Raw genomic sequence first — 16102 nt, forward strand, 5'->3', positions numbered from 1 at the left:
GCAGGAAACGCTTCGACACAGCGGAGGAAGTCACATCTGGATGTTACCGATGAGGGGCGTGTTTCATTCCCGACGTTTGCTCCGCGTGGCGTGTCAGGCCCGCGCGGAGCTGGTGGCTTCCTCGATCGGTCCGGCGTCCGGCCAGGTCGCGGCGGTGACCGCGGCACTGCGATCGCCCTGGCGGGCCAGGGCCAGGCCTAGCAGGACCACCACGCCGCCGACAGCCTGCGTGACGGTGACGGCTTCGCCGAGCAGCACCCACGCCGTCAGCACCGCGAAGAGCACCTCACCAAGGCCGACCAGCGACGCGAAGCTCGGTCGCAGCCGCGCCACACCGCTGATGCCCAGCGTGTAGGCGATGGCGGTGGCCACCACGGCCAGCATCAGCACCGGACCCCACCACGGGACGATCAGCCCGGCGACCTCAGCGTTGTTGGCGGTGAAGGTCAGCGGCATCACGCCGGTCAGGCCCAGCAGCCCGACGGCGATCGCACCGACCACAAGGCCGCCGGCGGCCAGGGTAATCGAGTTCAGGCCGCTGCCGTCAGCAGTCACCGCGTCGGACATCATGAAGTAGCAGGCCGCGCAGATCGCCGCCGCCAGACCCCAGGCAATACCCGTCGCATTGATGTGGGCGCCGCCACTGCCCCCGTCCGATGTCGCCGGCCCAGCGGCTCCGACATTGAGCACCAACATGATTCCCGCCACCGCCAGTGCCACACCGGCCAGGGTCATGGTGCGAGGGCGGCGCCGGGTGGTGCCCCAGATCCAGCCAACGACCAGGATGGGGGCGGTGTATTCGAGTAGCAACGCGACGCCGACCGAGAGGTGCGAGACGGCGTTGTAATAGCAGAGCTGGGCGCCGGCGATCGGGACGAGGCCGTAGGCCACCACGGTGCGGGCGTGCGCACGGGCTTCGCGAACCCAGTCGGGCTTGACGATGGTGGCGAACACCGCCATGACCACGGCGCCACCGGCCAGCCGGGCGGTGACGGCGGCGGTCGGGGACCAGCCGGCCTCCATCAGCGACTTGGCGAAGGGGCCGGACATGCCGAAAGTGAAGGCCGATCCGATGGCGAACAGCAGACCAAGCCGAAAGTGGTCTTGGCCACGAACCGTCGTCGACATCAGTCACCTCGTGTGTAATGAGTAAAATGATCGTTGGTCATGACAGTATGTCCCGAGGGAGTCATGAGTCAAATGCTTTTCGTTCATGACACGGAGCTCACATTGCGGGCTGCGTGTGCACTGGTCAACAGCGATCGCGTCGACGGCGAACAGCTGGCGGATCAACCTGCCCTGGACGCCTACCTGAACAGCTACGGCTGGACCGGGCGGCGCGATCACGACGACGCAGAGGTGGCGGCGGTGCACACGCTGCGCGGGCGGCTGGGCCGGATCTGGGCCACCGCCGACGACGAGGTCCGCGCCGTCGGGCAGATCAACGCGCTGCTGTCCGACACTCGCGCGTCGCCGTGGCTGACCCGCCACCCAGAGATGCCCGAGTGGCATCTGCACCTGGCGTCGATCCACGATCCGCTGGCCCAACGGATGGGCGCCGAGATGGCGATGTCGCTGGCCGACTTGGTGCGCGCGGGCGAGCTTCGCAGGCTCAAGATCTGCGCGGCCCCGGACTGCGACGCGGTGCTGATCGATCTGTCGCGCAATCGTTCGCGGATGTTCTGCGATACCGGAAACTGCGGCAATCGCCAGCACGTCGCCGCTTATCGGGAGCGCCGCTCCAAAGAGGGGTAGCGTCAACCGTCATGCGCGCACGGGGGCGTGACATCGACATCATGGTCTTCGGAGCCACTGGCTACGTGGGCAAACTCACCGCGGGATATCTCGCCAGATCCCGCTCGGGGCTTCGGATTGCGCTCGCCGGCCGGTCGAAAAGCCGCCTCGAAGCCGTCCGCAGCGCTCTCGGCGGCAAAGCGAAGAACTGGCCGCTGATCGTTGCCGACGTCGACAAGCCCGGCTCGCTGGATGCCATGGCATCGCGAAGCCGCTTGGTGCTCAACGCGGTTGGCCCCTACACCAGATACGGACTGCCGGTCGTCGCGGCCTGCGCAGACGCCGGAACCGACTACATCGACCTCACCGGCGAGGTTCCGTTCGTGCGGCGCAGTATCGACCAGAGCCACCGCCGGGCCAAGGACAGCGGCGCGCGCATCGTGCATTCGTGCGGATTCGACTCGATCCCTTCCGATCTCACCGTGTACGCGCTGAGTCGCCGGACCGCCGACGACGGGGCTGGTGAGCTCGCCGACACCACGCTGGTGCTGCGGGACTACTCGGGCGGCTACGCGGGCGGTTCGGTGTCGACGATGGTCGACCTGATGCGCCTGACATCATCGGATCCCGATGTGCGCCAGATGCTGGACGACCCTTACAGTCTCAGCCCCGACCGCGCTGCCGAGCCCGATCTTGGCCAGCAGATTGATCTTCCGCTGCTGCCCGGCCAGGACATCGCCCCCGAACTGGCGGGGTTGTGGACCAGTGGGTATGTCATGGCGTTGTACAACACGCGCTGTGTGCGCCGCTCCAATGCCCTGATGAAGTGGGCCTACGGGCGGAACTTCCGCTACAGCGAGACGCTGATCATGGGCTCGTTCCCTGGTGCGGCCCTGGCGGGCGCGATGTTCAACGCCGGTATCGCCACCGCGTCGCGCTTCGGCGGTCATTACTTACGTATGCTGCCAACGGGTTTGGTGGACCGGATGACGCCGGCGGCGGGCACCGGCAACGACATGGGATCGCGCGGGCACTACCGGGTCGAGACATACGCGACCACGACAACCGGCCACCGGTATCGGGCGACGATCGCGCAACCCGCCGACCCCGGCTACTCGGGCACCGCGGTCCTGGCCGGCGAGAGTGCGCTCGCCCTCATCCTCGACCGAGACCGCCTGCCGGACCGGCATGGAGTTCTGACACCGGCCTCCGCGATGGGTGATGTGCTGCTCGACCGGCTGCCTGCCGCCGGGGTCACGTTCGAGACCGTCGGCCTGCCCTGAGTTGTCACGGCAAGTAGAAGCGCTGTCACGGCATGTAGAAGCCCCGGATATGGTGGTAGCGGCCGTATCCCAGCAGCGCGTTCGCCGCCTGCAGTCCGGAGACGACGGCGGCTTCGATGCAGCCCGCATTGATGCCGCAGTCGGTCCAGTCGCCGGCGAGCACGAGATTGTCGTAGCCGCTCTCGTCGGGGCGCAGGCGGTATTTGTCTGACCCCGGGACGGACAGCACATAGCGGTCGGACGGGTCGATGTTGACGCTGACGTGCTGGGTTTCCAGTGCGGCCGCGCCCTTTCGGCCCCCGGCACCGGCGAGCAGGCCCCAGCTGAAGCCGCCTTCGGTCACCGCTCCGGGCAGGTACATTCCGACATGGCGGTCCAGATACTCAACGGCGTTGGACAGCACCCGTTTTCGGTGGGCGGCGACGTAGGCGGCCGGGTCGTCGCTGGTCGGCCAGTGGGCATCGAGCGCGCCACAGAAATACGCCACGGCATGGGGCTCTTCGGACGCCGGCCACTGCTCGGCCCACAACGTCTGACCCATCGACGCCCAGGTGTCGAACGGTGCGACGTAGCCACTGGTGGTCACCCCAGGGCGGTGCCAACCCAGAGCGGCTTCGGTTGGCCGTAGCCAAAGCTGGAATGACTGGGTGGCCACCGTGCGGACGTGCGCGGTCATCTCGTGCCACTCCGGGCGGTCGGCGATGAGTTCTCCCGCCACCAGTTCGACCATGCCCAACGACGCCGCCAGCACCACGTGATCGAAATCGACACCGCGACGCAGGAAACGGGTCTCGACGTCGCTCCGTTCGCCGAAGTGTGATTCCAGGCCGTCTAAATCGGTTGTGGCCTTGAGCTGTTCATAGCGGGGGAGCGTGGGGAATACCGGTAGACCATCGGCCGGGATCAGCGGCTCGTAGGTGTCGAGCCCGTCGGCGAGTTCGACCTGCCGTCCCATCGTGATCGCGTCGATCCGGTGCCGGTGATCATCGAGGTGCAGCGCATCGAGGCGGTGGAAGAACTCGAATCGGACGCCGCGCCTGCGCAATGCCTGATAGATCGGTGCGATGATGACGTCACCCATACCGGCGGTCATCTTCCAGAAGAACGCCCCCTTGTACTGGAAAAGCGCTATGCCGGTGAGTAAGACGGCCACGCCTGCGGCGAAGGTCGGTCGGCTGAAATCGCCATCCTCGTAGCCGAACACCATGTCGTACATGCCGCGGATCAGCGGGAAGTCGAGGACATCGGGGTCTGCGCCGTGGCGCAAGAGCCAGGCGCTGTATTCCTCATCGTTGATGGCGCGAAAGCCCGCTGGGTCGGTGATCAACCGGTCGGCGATCAAGCCGCGGGTGGTGGCCGCCAGCAGTGACATCAGCAGCCACGTGCGCTTGTGCTCGGGTCGGCGCTCGTAGTCCAGCGCTTCGCGGACGGCGTCGAGGGCCTCGGTCAGGAAGCCCGCGGCGGTACCTTCGGCGCTGCTGGGTCCGATCAGGGCGGCCAGGGTGGCCATCGCCGCCCGCCGTACCGTGGCGATCCAGTCGGCCGACTCCGGCCTTGGGCTGGCCGACAGGGTGAGATCCTTACCTGAAGCCGCACTGAGGGATTCGGCGAAATCCAGCAGCAATCGCAGCGCTCGAGCGGCGAAATCGAGCACCGTCAGTTCGCGTCCCGTCGCACCCGGCTCGCCGGGCAGATCGGGAGTGCGGCTGAACTTGCCGGACCAGATCAGCCAGTCGTCGCCGAAGCGGTCGGCCATCCCGAGTTCTTCGGCGGGGGTCAGCGCCTGATCCCAGGTGCGGATCGGGCAACCGGGATCGGTGTTCTCCCGGTCGAGTTCGGCATAGCACTCGCGCAACAGCGCGAAAGCGTTCTCGTAGGAGCCCAGCCAGATGTGCAGGCCGTGCTCCTCGATCCGGTTGTGCTCGCCGCGGCTGGAGGCGCCCTTGCCGCCGAGGCGCCAGCCGCGCTGGTACACGGTGATCGACTCGAAGCGGTCCTGCCACTGGCCTTCACTGAGCCGCCACGCGGCACTTAGCCCCGCCATGCCCCCGCCCAGAATCGCGATCCGGCCCCGTCGGCGCATCACCCCGGCAACGCTCGGGCGCGCGCCAGCTCGGGCCAGTCCTGATCCGCGGCGATCCGGCCAAGCGCCTGCTCCAGTGCCGGCCGGGCTCGCTCGCCCACGAGTTCGAAAGCATCAGCAGCACAGCGTAATTCGAACACCACGGCGCCCTGATCGCGAGCCACCCCGATGGCTTTCTGCAGGCCGGCGTACTGCGCGTCGGGATCATCGTAGGTGTGCGCCAGGACGCGGAGCAGTTCGGCCTTGTTGGTGGCGACACCGGTTTCCTCGACCATCACCAACGCGTCGGTCGCGCGTTGCCGAGCTGCTTCACGATCACCCACAGCGGTGTGGAGCCGCACCAGAACGCTCTCGTATGTCGCCAGGTAGGACTTGAGTTCGACTGCACGCCAACCCTCCACGACAGCGGCCATATTGTCGATGTGTGGCTGCAGCACGGCCGGTTCGGACTCCCCGCTGGCAAGCGCTGTCCGCGCGGCCAGTGATGCCCGGAAACTCGCTGCCACCATCACCCATTCGTTCAGGCTGTACCGTTCCGCGCGGTCGACAATGTCGTCGAAGATCTCCGCTGCCTTGTCCAATTGTCCCGCCTCGACACGCACGGTTGCTTCGCGCGCTTGTCCGTAACACATGCTGACTTCGTTGCCAGGGAACGTTAGCTCTGCGCATCTGCTGCCGATTCTGGAGAAGACCGAGTGGGTGGCAGCCAGATCACCCTGGATAAACCGAACGAATCCAAGCTCGGCGTACAAGCCCGAGATCCTGTCACTGGGTGTGTACCAAGTCTGCGTGATCTCCGGGACGCCGTTGCGGTCGAGTGCCGCGACAGCCGCCTCGAGCTCGGCGCGCGAGTCATTGAAATGACCCCGGAACATCGCCAGAAAACCGGCTACTGCGTTATAGATCGGGGACGTTAATCCGGGTGAGGCTTCGAGACGGCGCAACGCATCGGAAAGTTGTGTGGCCCGGTCGAGTTGGCCGCGGGCCGTGTAGTGGCCCCACAACGCACTGAAGACCCCGAACATCTCCAGCGTTGGCTCTGCGCTCACTAAAAGTAGGCAGCGTTCGAACTCGTCGGCCGCCTCGGGACTGGTGTATCCACTGGCGGCGGTAGCGAGGAACCCGCGCTCCAGGCGGATGGTGACCTCTCGTCGGTCACGGTCGGGGGAGGGCTCCAACTTGTCGATGTTCTGCAGCGCCCTGGTGAGGTGGTTGCCTGCCTCGATGAGGGCCCCTCGTTCGCGTGCTTCAGTCGATGCCTTTTGATAGGCCGCGGCGCCCTCGTCGAAGCGCTCCGCCCTTTCGAAATGGTGTGCCACCAGGGGCCATTCCGGTGTTCCACCCGCGGTGGTGTCGGCAAGAACGTCGGCGATGCGGTGGTGCAGCCGCCGTCGGACGCTGGGGGGTGACAGCTCTGCGGCGACCTCGCGGAGAAGTTCGTGCTGGAACGCCCACTGGCGCTTGCCAACCGGTCGAAGCACCCGGGCTCGGCTCAGATCGTCGAGCAGGGAATCGATCTTGCGCCAGCCGACCCCGGTCACCGACGACAGCAGGTCGCGGTCGAAGCGGCTGCCGATGAGCGCGGCGGTTTCGACGATCAGCAGCGAGTCGGTGCTGGAGCGCAGCCGCGCGACCAGTGTCTCGTACAGGGTGTCGGGAACCTGGGCCTGCTCGTCGGCGTCCTCGGTGCGGAACTTGAGTTTGGCCACCACCTCTTCGATGAACAGGGGGACGCCATCGCAGCGCTCCTGGACCGCTCGCCTGGCATCGGGTCCCATGTCGGGATGAAGTGCCCGAATCAATGTGTCGGAGTCCTCGGCCGCAAGGGGTTTCAGATCCAGTTCTTCGACGAAGCCCCGTAGTGGGGGGACGCTTCGCCCGGTGACGACTACCAATACGCGGTTGTCCGACCCCCGCAGAAGGGAATTGACAATGCTGATGGTGTCCTCGTCGTACCAATGAATGTCTTCGGCCAGGATCAGGGCCGGGCCGGTGCCGACGCACGCAAGGAGATAGTCGTTGACTGCCGCGGTGATCTGGTCGAACCGCGCGCCGGCGTTGACGGTCGCGGGCTGGTATCCCGCATCGGGCGTGAGGCCGAGTACCGGTGCCAGCAGCGGCACCGCCGTCGCGGTGTCCATCGAGCGACTCTCGATTTCCGCTTCGAGGAGCCGCAAGCTGTCGGCGGCGTCGGAACCACGTTGTATCTGGCAGTGGCGCTCGATCAACCGGCGGACTGGGCGCAAGCCGACATCGGTGTGGAACGGGGAACCGAACAGTTCGAGGACGGTGGCGTCGGACTCGCGCGCCATATCGACGACAGCGCTGGCCAGTCGGCTCTTGCCGATGCCGCCCTCGCCGCGCAGGAGCACGCCGCGGGTGCTCAACGTTCCGGCGCTGGCCTGGTCCCACATGTCCCGCAGCGCAGCAAGTTCCCGCTCCCGCCCGACAATCGGGCCGTAGGACTTGGCGTCGAGATCCCGCTCGGCGATGACCCGATGGTGGACGAGTGGGGCGTCCAAACCTTTGACCCGCTGCGGCGGGCATTCCGCCATGTCGAAGTTGTCGCGGGTCAGCCGTTCGATGGCCACCGACACCGCGACCGTGCCCGGCTGCGCCAGGCTGCAGATCCGCGCCGCGAGGTTGGCGCCGAGGCCGTAGACGTCGTCCTGATCGATGTCGAGGAACACCACACCGCGGTGGATGCCGACCCGGACGTCGATGTCGAATCCGAAGCGGCGCTCGGCGCGCGCGCTCAGGTCGGCGACTTCCCGCACGATGTCGAGCCCGGCCAGCACGGCGCGGTGGGTGTCGTCCTCGTGGGCCTTGGGGTGGCCGAACACCGCGAGCAGCCCGTCGCCCTTGATCGAGCCGATGTGGCCTTCGTAGCGTCCGACGATATTGCGGACCACGTCGCGGTAGCGGCCGACGACGGTGCGGTACACCTCGGGCTCGATGCGCATCGAGAGTGCGGTCGAGTCAACCAGATCGGCGAATAGCACAGTGAGTCGCCGTATTTCACCACTGCCGACCGGTGTGGCGAGCAGCTCCTCGGCGTCGGGGTTGGTGCGATCGACGGCCAGCACCTGACCGGCGAGTGCGTCGGCGGTGGCACGGTCGCCTTCGTTGATCGCTCGGACTGCGCGTTCGAGAAGATCGTCGATGGCCGGATTGTCAGTCACGCGAGCCTACAAACCGACGGTGACCGTCACGGTTTCGGAGTCTTGGCCGGCACCGTCGGCCCGGCGGAGGCGAAGGGCGCCGGTGTAGTTTGCGCCGGTGTACCGATCGTCGGTCAGGATGATCTGGACCTGCTTCGCGCCGGGAGCGAGTAGGGCCGGCTCGAACGTGAGCGCCTGCAGGGGAATTCGGACGTCCGGGCGCCCGATACGTTCGAAGGGTTGCACCACCGACACCGCCCGCAGGTAAGGCCGATCCGGGACGTCGATGGGGTCAGGTGGGATCGGCTTCGTCGAGGTGGGCTGCAGCCACCACGACGGGCCGGCGAGCGCCACCTGAACGGCGCCGGCATAGGTCCGCATGTTCAGGTCGAGGAGGTTGTGGATCAGGCGGACCCAGCCGTCGATACCCCACTTGCCCGCATCGTCGCGCCTGGCCGCATCCTGAGCGATCTCGTTGATCTGGTCGTAGTACCCCCGGACGACGCTGGCCGGCCGCTGTAGCTGGGGTTGCGGTGGCGTACTCATTTCTTACTCCCTGGCTTGCCGGGGCTGCGCGGAGTCGTCATCGCCTGCAAGTACTTCCACGGTGAGCTCGCGAGCTCACTGGTGGCACGTGTTGTGTAGTCGGCGAGGTCGGTCAGGGTGAGGCTGCCGGACAGCCACTTCTGGGCGACGTCGAAGTAACCATTGGTCAGGTCCTGCGCGCACTCGGTCCACGCGCCGACGGCCGCCGGCACGAAATGGGTCATCGCTGTGGCCGGCGGGGCAGGGGCGTTGGCCTGCGCGGCGTCGGCGTCGTCCTCGTTCTTGGGGTAGTCGAACGGTTTCGGGTCCACCGGCGGCTGGGCGGCCGCGCCGAGCAGGAAGTTGGCCGACGCGGTGCCGTAGCCACCGACACAGACCAGCTTGCCCTGTGCGTACGCGGAAATGCCTTGGATATGAACGACTTTCCGGGTCGTCACGTGAACCCCGGGCTGCGTGGGATCACCCGCCTCGTTGGTCACCTTGATGTTGATGAACCCGCGATCGACCAGCACCTGCCCGTCGCCGGTATCGAGGGCCGGCTTGTCCAGGTCGTAGTCCAGCGTCGCTTCCAGTGGACTCGCTTGATAGGGATAGAACTTCAGCGGGGTCGTCAGCTCGGTCGTCCCGAGCAAGCGGACTGTTTCCAGTACCCGACGCCAGCCGTCTGGCAGGATATCCGGCTCCTGGTCCTCCATCCGGACAAAAAGCTCAGAGTAGTCCTGGGCCCAGTTGAATGGATTGACAATGCTTTTCAGCTGTTCCAGCGAGACGTCGTTCGAGTCGAACTCGGTGTCGATGACCGCCGACTCCAAGCCGTCGACCACGACGGCCGCCGTGCGGCACAGCGGGGAGCCCATCGGGTTTCCGGACCGGATGGGACTTGCCTCGACTTTCTCCCGCACCGCAGATGTGAAGTCCTTGGTCCGGGTGAAGCCCCTCATGGATTGCAGCAGCTCTTCGCGCGCTTCGGTGGCGTTGTCTCGGCGATCCTTGAGGCCCGGGGACCGCTTCGGTGCGATCGCCGCGAGCGATCCGATGAGCGCATCATCGAATTTTGGGTCGGATTCATCCAAGGCCGGCAATGGCGTCGATGCGACGGCATTGAGGCGTTGCGCCGCCGAGATGCCGTACAACAAGCGGGTCTTCTGTGCCGAGGTCAGCCTGTCGGTATCCGGATTGGCATCCTCCTCGGCGATCCGCTGCAACGCCTCGGCGAGGTTCGGACTCTTGCGAGCCTCGCTGCCGAAGTACCGGCTCTCGAGTTCGGCGTACCAGGTTGGGCATGCCGTTCCCAACCCGGGAATCAACTTGTCGGCAGCCGCTGTCACGTCCGGATCGTCGGCCTCGCGCACGGCGCGGTCCAACGCGCCGAAGATTTCAAGGATGTCGCGAACTGAGTTCACTGATGCCATTGGCCGCCCCCAACCATGTTTGCGCAGCTAGCATAACGTGATTGCACGTCAATATGCGAGACAATTCTGGCGGGGGGCCTCCAGTGGACGGCGGGAACAACGGCGACATCCACGATGTGCCATGGGCGTCGATCTTCGACCCGGCGGCCAACGTACGGGCACTCACTGGTGTTCAGGCAGAAGGCTTTCGAGCTGCCAGCGAACTTGTCGACCGTTTCGTGCGGATGGTCGCGACGCGCCCCGACGGCGGTGCCGCAGCGGTGCGGCACGCCTCGCCGCTATCCGACGAGCAACGCGCAGATCTCTTGGGTGCCACCGATGTGGAACCGCTGATCAGGTCGTGGTGGGCGATGGCCGGGCAGTTCCTCATGGGTGGGGCGCCGCAAACTCCGTCGCCGGGCGCAGCGATGTCGCCGACGTTGGACTTCACCGGGTCCGCGGCGGCGGGCAGGTTGGAGTTCGAAACCGAGGCTGGGACTACAGCAACTGCGGAGGTGTGGTTGCACAACGCCGTCGATCAGGATCTGGGCCGGATTCGCCTGCGGTGCAGCGAGTTGATGGCTGACGACGGATCGGTCATCGAGGCCGCGGCGTGTCGGATACATCCCAAAGCCGTTCCGGTGCCCGGACGGTCCAGCCGCGGTGTCGCCGTCACGGTGAAAGTCGCCAAGAAGGTCAAGCCCGGTCTGTATCGCGGCACTGTTCTGGTCGAAGGCCGACCGGAGTTGTGGCTGCCGCTGGCGTTGACCGTCCGACCGGCGTCGTGACGAGCATCGCCGACCGCTCGGAGGTGACCGAGGCGGTCGAGACCAAGCTGCGCGAGGTCGGCAAGACGGTCCGCCGTGCGATGCTCGACGCGATGCCCGATGGCGAGCCGGTGCAATGGCTGTACGGCCCGATGCGCGAGTACCCGTCGCGGGTGGGCAAGGCGCTGCGACCGGCGCTGTGCCTGTCGGCCGGCCGCGCCTTCGGGGCGGAAGAGAAGGACCTGATCGGCATCGCCGTCGCAATCGAATTGCTGCACAACGCATTCCTGGTGCACGACGATATCGCCGACGGCAGCGAGATGCGGCGCGGTCGGCCCACCCTGACGGCGCGGCACGGGATGGCGTCCGCGCTCAACGCCGGCGACGGCCTGGCGATCGTCGCCAGCCAGGTGTTGCGCCGCGCGACCCGCAGGCTCGACCGGGACATCGCCGATCTGGTGATGGAGGAGTTCGACATCATGGCGATGCGGACCCTGGAGGGGCAGGCGACTGAACTCGGCTGGCAACTTGACTGTGTCGAGGATCTGCGGCCCGCGGACTACCTCGACCTGATCATGCACAAGACCTGTTGGTACACCACGATTTATCCGCTGCGGGTCGGCGCGATCGTGGGGTCAGGCGGGACCGCCGATCTCTCGCAGATGATTCGCTTCGGCTTCCACTTCGGCGCGGCGTTTCAGATCCGCGACGATCTGCTGAATCTGGTGGGCGATGAACGGGACTACGGCAAGGAGATCCTCGGCGACATCTTCGAGGGCAAGCGCACGCTGACGCTGGTGCACCTGATGGCCAGTGCCCGCGGAGCCGACCGCGACGTGGTCCGAGACTATTTGCGCCGCAGTCGCGCCGAGCGTTCCGAGGACTTGGTCCGGACCATTCGCGCGCTGATGGACGACTACGGCAGCATCGACTTCACCAGCGAATACGCCGAGGGCATTCTGCTGGTTGCCGAGGAGTATTTCGAGCAGGCCTTCTGCGATGCCCAGCAGGGCCCGGACTTGGACTTCCTGCGCTCGCTCGTGCCCTATGTCTGGGAACGTACGAGGTAGCCGTCGGGCCCGAGGGGCTACGGCTGTTGATGAGCGGAATCGACGAGGACCCAACTGTTCTAGCGTCACGGGATGGCAGGCGGCCCGTCGCTTCGAGCGCAGTTGAGTGCGCGGCGGTTCTTGCTGCGCCGCCTGGAATATGCGGTCCAGGGGCGGTCGATGCCGCACCGGCACGACCCACTTCGTGCGCAGAAGTTCTCGCTGCTGGCCGGCGGCGCGGTCGCGATCGGGTTACTGGTTCTCGACACCATCCTGGGATCGTCGCGGCCCGCCGGGATTCCCGCCGCTGCCGCCGTGGTGATGTCGCGGCAATCCGGTGCGTTGTTTGTCCGTGTTGATGACCAGCTACGTCCGGTCGAGAACCTGACCTCAGCTCGGCTGATCCTGGGGTCGCCGGCGTCGCCGCACGTGGTCGACGAAGCCGCCCTGGGGAACGTTCCCGGCGGCCCGATGTTGGGCATCCCCGGAGCGCCGCGGACGCTGGGTGAGGTGATCGCGTCCCCGGACTTGCGCTGGGCCGTCTGCGCCGATTCCGGTGGACAGACGACCGTGGCGGCCGGCGATGACTGGGTACCGCTTGGCCTGGACACGCATGCCGCCGTCGTCGTCACCGTGGCGCGCGGCGACGGGGCGGTCTATCTGCTCTACGACGGCAAGCGGGCGATGGTGGACCCCGGTGATCCTGCCACCGCACGCGCGTTGCACCTGGACAGCGGAGGCACGATCCGAACGGTATCGCCGACCGTTCTCAATGCGATTCCGGAGGTGCCGGCGATCAGCCCACCCCTCATCGAGGGGCTGGGACAACCGTCGGGGATCACCGGGTTCCGGGTCGGTACCGTCCTGCGAGTCATCAGGGCTGATTCGCCCGAGTACTACGTCGTGCTTGCAGGCGGCTTCCAGCGCATCGGTCGGCTGACCGTGGACCTGCTCCGGTTCGCCGACCCTGCCGCCGCGGGCGACATCCCCGACGTACCGCCCGAGCTGGTCGCACGGAGCCCGCTCGTCGACGTCCTTCCGGTGGCCACGTATCCCGACGAACCGCCCACGGTGGCCGCCGTCGGCGAGGAGTTGTGCGCAACATGGCAGTCGGGCCGCAGCGGTATTGCACTCGGGCCGTCAGCCGCAGACGGGCGCGGGTCCGTCACCCTGGCGGGTTCCGACGGTGACGGGCCCGGCGTCGACATCGTGCGGATGCCGCCGGGCCGCAGCCTTGACGTCACGGGTGGCGGCGCCCGTTACCTCGTCACGGATGCGGGAGTGCGCTTCCCCGTGCGTGATTCGGCAGTTGCCGCTTTGGGATTGACCGGTCCACCGGCGGCGGCTCCGTGGGCGATCGTGGGTGCGTTGCCCGCCGGTCCCGAACTCGCGCGTGACGCCGCGCTAGTCCGCCGCGACGTCCTCGGGTCGACGCCGTAGCCGAACAGAGGCCGCTGTGACGAGGCCGGCCAGGCACAGCGCCGCACCCGTCACCGCGACCGCGTACGGACGGCGTGGCTGAGGATCGGTCGACGCGGGCGGGGCGAGCGGACGTGCTCCGGGAGGGGGCGGTGCCGCGCTCTGATCGCTCAACGCGGCCAGGGGGTCGACGACACCATTGCCGACTGCGGCGTTCCATCCGGCGGCAGGGTGATGTGCGGTGTTCTCGATGCGGGTCATCACTTGCCGCGCCGACAGCCGGGGCAGTCGGGCCCGCACCAGGGCAACCAGGCCGCTGACCAGAGGTGCGGCGTAGCTGGTACCCGATATCGACGCCTTACCCGTCGGTGCCGGCATGGTGTCGATGACGCCGTCGCCATCGGGATCCAGGGAGATGATGTGTTCTCCCGGTGCCGCGGTGTCGACCCACGGGCCGTTGAGGCTGAACTCCGATGGCGCGCCTGCCGAGTCCACCGAGGCGACGGTCAGGACGTAATCGTCGTACCACGCCGGGCTGGCGATCACGGTGGGCTGCGCGGTGGTGTTCTGAGCAGGGCACTGACCTTCCCCGCCGACATTGCCGGCTGCCGCAACCACAACGGCGTCCTTGACGTCGACCGCGTACGACAGGGCGGCACCGAGCGCCCGGTCGTCGAGTGTCGACTCGGCGCAGGCCACCGAGGAGATGTTGATCACCGAAGCGCCCATGTCGGCCGCGGTGCGGACGGCCATCGCAAGGCTGCTGACGTCGCCGAACCCGCGTCCCGTCGGATCCACAAGCGGGCCGAACTTGTTGCTGGACTGCCGGATTGCGATCAACGTAGCCTCGGGGGCGATGCCGGTGAATTCGGTCGGATCGGTGCGATCGGGTGCCGCCGCGATGATCCCGGCGACGACCGTTCCGTGCCCGTCGCAGTCTTGCCTGCCGTCGCCGCTCGAGACGTAGTCGCCGCCGGGGATCACCCGGGGCAACCGGCGATGCGCCGCGATCCCGGTGTCGATGATCGCTACTCGCTGTCCCGCGCCGCGGGTGAGCCGCCAGATCGCCGGGATATCGAAGCCCGTCAACTGCGTTGCCGATACGTCGGCGCCGCTGACCGGCAACGGGACCGCGCACGCCTCGCGTTGTTCGGTCGGCTGGGACGGTGCAGGCGGTGCAGACGGCGGCAGGAGCGAGTTGTCGATTGCCGGCGGGACGACCGCGAACGCCGGTGGCGCGCAGTGCGGCAGGGCCAGCAGCACCACCGCGGTTGCCAGCGCCACTCGCCGGCGGCCGCGGCTCGTCATGGCTGACCGATCCCCGGCAGCGCCGCGAATGCCCCGGCCGCAACTGCCGCGGATGGGACGACCGCCGCGCTGACCGCCAGGTCGAGCACCGTGATCGCGCCCCGCACCGACGGTGGCAATCGCCACCGCCCGCCGTGCCTGAACCTCACGGCGCCGGCACCCACAGCCACGAGGCCACCGCACAGCCATGGCGTGTTGACCGGCGACTTGATGGCGCACAGGACGATCAGGGTTGTCATCGCAATTCCGAATGAAATAACCAGTGCGACATGATGATACGGGTCACTCTGGCGGTACGCCCGCAGCAGAAGCGCCGAGCAGACGACCGCGATGAAGCCCGCTGCGACACCGGGCCGTACCGCCGTCGCCGCGGTGACGACAGCGCCAAGGGGCGCTCCTGCGGCCGCCGTCATGACGAGTGCGGTCAGCCGATCATGAGCGGTCCTCGTCCTGACTTCGAGATCGGTGCCGGACAGGTCCGCGGTCGACAACCCGGCACTGTGGACCGACAGCCGGGCCGACACCGCCAGGGTGGCCAGCGACGCCGTCACCACCATCGGGCCAGCGGCTGTCGTGGGCCACCAGCCGGCCACCGCACCGACTGTCGCCGCGGAAGCCGCCATAGTCGCCGCGGCCAGCGGAAGGAAAACGACAGCGGCACAGTCCAACAGCCGCCAGGCGAGCAGTGATGTCGCAGAGCCCGCAGACATCGCCAGCAGGAAGCTCGCAAGGCCTGCGTGGACCGGAGAAGCCAACGCGGCGGTCAGACCCGCGAGTGCTGCTGCCAGCACGCCGAGCGTCGAGGCGAGAGCACGATCCCGGCGCACCGCCACCGCGCCGGCCAATGCCAGTGCTGTTGCCGCCGCGCCGATCGCGGCGTGACGCGGCGCATTCGCGTTCAGTGTCGCGAATCCGAGGAGGACCAGGAGCACTGCCGAGGCCCAGCACAGCACGATCCATCCAGCTCGGCGGCCGGCGGCCGGCCACGACGGGTGGATCAGGCCTGCCACCGCGTCGACGACGGCAGTACCCGCGTCGAACCTCGGCACCGGTACCGGCCGAACCGCCGCTGAGGTCAGGATCAGCAGCTCGCCGTCGGGAATCGCCGATTGGGCGAGCGTCGCCGCTGTATTGAGCACCTCCCCGGAGACCCGGGTGAGTCGCGGCTCGCGGCCGGCGAACTCGTCCTTGCCGATGAGGTCCACCACCGCGGGCATCAGCTCCGCGATCGGAACCTGTGCGGGCAGCGTGACGTCGACTTCGTGGTCGGCGGTGCGGATCGACACCTGGCACATCTCATCGGTGGCAGCCATGACAGCGGACGCTAGCCACGCTGCGGTGCCGCCGAACTCCGTTGTCCA

At 67.4% G+C, this 16102-nt stretch carries 12 protein-coding genes; 5 read left to right on the plus strand and 7 right to left on the minus strand.

Features of this window, described 5'->3' with window-relative positions; genetic code table 11:
• Positions 1 to 93 precede the first annotated feature (93 nt).
• Positions 94 to 1128 (minus strand): EamA family transporter, encoded by a 1035-nt coding sequence (locus SLQ31_RS06600; protein WP_319430809.1) that lies wholly within the window; start codon positions 1126 to 1128, stop codon positions 94 to 96.
• Positions 1129 to 1200: 72 nt separating this feature from the next.
• Here SLQ31_RS06600 and SLQ31_RS06605 point away from each other — a divergent pair, with 72 nt between their 5' ends.
• Entirely contained in the window at positions 1201 to 1755 is a 555-nt protein-coding gene (locus tag SLQ31_RS06605) for a CGNR zinc finger domain-containing protein (protein WP_319430810.1), read from the plus strand.
• An 11-nt stretch (positions 1756 to 1766) separates the two neighbouring features.
• Complete coding sequence (locus SLQ31_RS06610) at positions 1767 to 3017, plus strand: saccharopine dehydrogenase family protein (protein ID WP_319430811.1); 1251 nt, start codon at positions 1767 to 1769, stop codon at positions 3015 to 3017.
• Positions 3018 to 3042: 25 nt separating this feature from the next.
• On the opposite strand, the gene SLQ31_RS06615 is transcribed toward SLQ31_RS06610, so the two are convergent.
• The 4 genes from SLQ31_RS06615 to SLQ31_RS06630 are packed head-to-tail and all read right to left on the minus strand — an operon-like array spanning position 3043 to position 10219.
• Complete coding sequence (locus SLQ31_RS06615) at positions 3043 to 5100, minus strand: FAD-dependent oxidoreductase (protein WP_319432894.1); 2058 nt, start codon at positions 5098 to 5100, stop codon at positions 3043 to 3045.
• A complete protein-coding gene (locus tag SLQ31_RS06620) occupies positions 5100 to 8282 on the minus strand; it encodes an ATP-binding protein (protein ID WP_319430813.1) in 3183 nt (1060 codons plus the stop codon). The genes SLQ31_RS06615 and SLQ31_RS06620 overlap by 1 nt, the downstream gene beginning before the upstream one ends.
• A 6-nt stretch (positions 8283 to 8288) precedes the next feature.
• Complete coding sequence (locus SLQ31_RS06625) at positions 8289 to 8807, minus strand: hypothetical protein (protein ID WP_319430815.1); 519 nt, start codon at positions 8805 to 8807, stop codon at positions 8289 to 8291.
• A complete protein-coding gene (locus SLQ31_RS06630; RefSeq protein WP_319430817.1) occupies positions 8804 to 10219 on the minus strand; it encodes a hypothetical protein in 1416 nt (471 codons plus the stop codon). The genes SLQ31_RS06625 and SLQ31_RS06630 overlap by 4 nt, the downstream gene beginning before the upstream one ends.
• A gap of 83 nt (positions 10220 to 10302) precedes the next feature.
• Here SLQ31_RS06630 and SLQ31_RS06635 point away from each other — a divergent pair, with 83 nt between their 5' ends.
• The 3 genes from SLQ31_RS06635 to eccB all read left to right on the plus strand — a co-directional run bounded on the left by SLQ31_RS06635 (position 10303) and on the right by eccB (position 13454).
• Complete coding sequence (locus SLQ31_RS06635) at positions 10303 to 10986, plus strand: hypothetical protein (protein ID WP_319430819.1); 684 nt, start codon at positions 10303 to 10305, stop codon at positions 10984 to 10986.
• Complete coding sequence (locus SLQ31_RS06640) at positions 10983 to 12035, plus strand: polyprenyl synthetase family protein (protein WP_319430821.1); 1053 nt, start codon at positions 10983 to 10985, stop codon at positions 12033 to 12035. Before SLQ31_RS06635 ends, SLQ31_RS06640 begins: the two co-directional genes overlap by 4 nt.
• A 72-nt stretch (positions 12036 to 12107) precedes the next feature.
• Positions 12108 to 13454 (plus strand): type VII secretion protein EccB, encoded by a 1347-nt coding sequence (gene eccB, locus SLQ31_RS06645; protein WP_319430823.1) that lies wholly within the window; start codon positions 12108 to 12110, stop codon positions 13452 to 13454.
• On the opposite strand, the gene mycP is transcribed toward eccB, so the two are convergent.
• Together mycP and eccD are read right to left on the minus strand one after the other, a co-directional pair.
• Complete coding sequence (gene mycP / locus SLQ31_RS06650) at positions 13419 to 14741, minus strand: type VII secretion-associated serine protease mycosin (RefSeq protein ID WP_319430825.1); 1323 nt, start codon at positions 14739 to 14741, stop codon at positions 13419 to 13421. The two genes, eccB and mycP, sit on opposite strands and share 36 nt — an antisense overlap.
• A complete protein-coding gene (gene eccD / locus SLQ31_RS06655; RefSeq protein WP_319430826.1) occupies positions 14738 to 16054 on the minus strand; it encodes a type VII secretion integral membrane protein EccD in 1317 nt (438 codons plus the stop codon). Before eccD ends, mycP begins: the two co-directional genes overlap by 4 nt.
• Positions 16055 to 16102 lie beyond the last annotated feature (48 nt).

It is taken from the genome of Mycobacterium sp. RTGN5, from assembly GCF_033804465.1.
In the GTDB taxonomy this organism is placed as follows: Bacteria; Actinomycetota; Actinomycetes; order Mycobacteriales; family Mycobacteriaceae; genus Mycobacterium.